The organism is Gammaproteobacteria bacterium, from assembly GCA_003696665.1.
GTDB lineage: Bacteria > Pseudomonadota > Gammaproteobacteria > Enterobacterales.
Genome location: RFGJ01000242.1, coordinates 1 through 1,846, shown reverse-complemented (window position 1 = coordinate 1,846; position 1,846 = coordinate 1). Strand labels below are relative to the sequence as shown.

Here is a 1,846-nt window from a genome sequence, read left to right as displayed (position 1 = left end):
CGATGCGGGGCGTGTGCGATTGGAACTGCTAAGGGAGATATGTGCGCCGGTATTGATCGTTCAGGGTGAGCGAGATCCCTTTGGGCGGCGCGAGGAAGTGACAACCTATGCCATGGATCCGAGCGTGGACATTCGCTGGTTGCCAGCCGCTGATCACGATTTTAGGCCATTAAAGAGTTCTGGGATAGGGATGGATTTGCTCCAGACACAGGCTTGCGAATATGCACTTGAGTTTGTAGCGAATGTGGGTGCGTGATGGATTGGATAGATGTGTATCAAACCAGCCGTGATCAACCTTTGTTAACGGCTGAGGCAATAAGAGATTTTGAGCGCAGAGAGTGCGAACGGATGGGCTGCCCAACCTTTTCCTTGATGACACGGGCAGGTAAGACAGCATTTGCATGGCTGCGTGCGCGCTGGCCTCGGGCAAGGCAATGGCTGGTGGTTGTTGGGACGGGCAATAATGGTGGCGACGGTTTGGTGATTGCACATCATGCCGTGAACGCTGGCCTGTCTGTCACCATTGCGATCGGTGAGACAGGCCCGAACACCTGGCAAAACAAATTGAAAGCTGATGCTCGATTGGCGTGGCAGAGGCTATCCGAATCACATCCAAAAGTGGTGACGTTTGACCAGGTTGACTGGCATGGTGTGGATCTTGTCGTGGATGCCTTCTTGGGCAGTGGCGTTACACCACCCGCTAGGGAAGAAGCTTTGCGTGTGATTCGTGCCATGAACTCGGCAAAGTGCCCGATTGCCTCGATTGATGTCCCGTCTGGGTTGGATGCGGATCGAGGGGTACCAGTTGGTGAAGCGGTGTTTGCGACTGAGACCCTGACCATGATTGCCGTTAAGCCCGGTCTGGTCACGGCAGATGGACCAGAGCATTGTGGTCGGCTATGGCTGACCTCTTTGGAGCTGTCGGTGCCCCGGACACCACAACAAGTGATTCGTTGGTTACGATTTCTTTCGTCGGATTGGCGTTTGCAATCGCGCCATCTGAATAGCCACAAGGGTAGTTTCGGCCATGTCGGTGTGATTGGGGGCGATGTCGGCATGGGGGGCGCCGGTCTGATGGCGGCTCAGGCCGCGCTTCGCAGTGGCGCAGGAAAAGTCACATGGTGGACTCATGCTGCACATGTTTCGGCCGCTTTGGCGCGTTGTCCTGAACTCATGGTACAAACGCGTTCGCCAACGGATGCCAAGACAGCGACATTGCTGAAGCAGCATGACGTTATTGTGTTTGGGCCGGGCCTTGGACGAGGAGACTGGGCAAAGGCTTGGGCGGCGCAGGTGGAGCAATTTGATGGCCCTTTGATTGTCGATGCCGATGGCTTGCTATGGCTTGAACGAATCACCGGCCAAGACCGCCCATGTATTATCACGCCCCATCCGGGCGAGGCAGCACAATTACTGAAATGTGATGTGTCGGATATTCAAGCCGATCGCTACTGGGCGGTGGAAACTCTGGCGCGGCAATACGCATGTGTGGCGGTATTGAAAGGATGTGGCACGCTTGTCAGCGATGGAAAATGTACCAATGTCTCTTCCTACGGCTGTCCTGCGATGGCTGTCGCGGGCATGGGTGATATGTTGGCTGGCATGATTGGCGCCATTTTGGCGCAAAGTCATCCACCGATGCATGCGGCCCTATTGGGCGTCATGGCACACGGCTTGAGTGGTATGCAGGCAGCAGAAACATGGCACAATGGTCTGGTGGCCACGGATGTGCTGGCGCATGTGCCGCACTATTTATGGGAGTGATAAATGGACGAAGGGTCACGTTGTTATCAAATCGCTGACTTACGAGAAACTGAGCAATTGGCAGCGCAAATGGCGGCCGTTG

The 1,846-nt window shown here is 55.3% G+C and carries 2 protein-coding genes; both read left to right on the top strand.

Annotated elements, in window-relative coordinates:
• A partial coding sequence (locus D6694_06835) for an esterase (GenBank protein ID RMH43594.1) occupies positions 1 to 256 on the top strand: 256 nt, incomplete at its 5' end.
• A complete protein-coding gene (locus D6694_06830; protein ID RMH43593.1) occupies positions 256 to 1,764 on the top strand; it encodes an NAD(P)H-hydrate dehydratase in 1,509 nt (502 codons plus the stop codon). The genes D6694_06835 and D6694_06830, both read left to right, overlap by 1 nt.
• Positions 1,765 to 1,846 lie beyond the last annotated feature (82 nt).

Bases quoted from the DNA above. Each gene is read 5' to 3' on its own strand.
- D6694_06830 (RMH43593.1), top strand. From the start codon at position 256: ATGGATTGGATAGATGTGTATCAAACCAGCCGTGATCAACCTTTGTTA.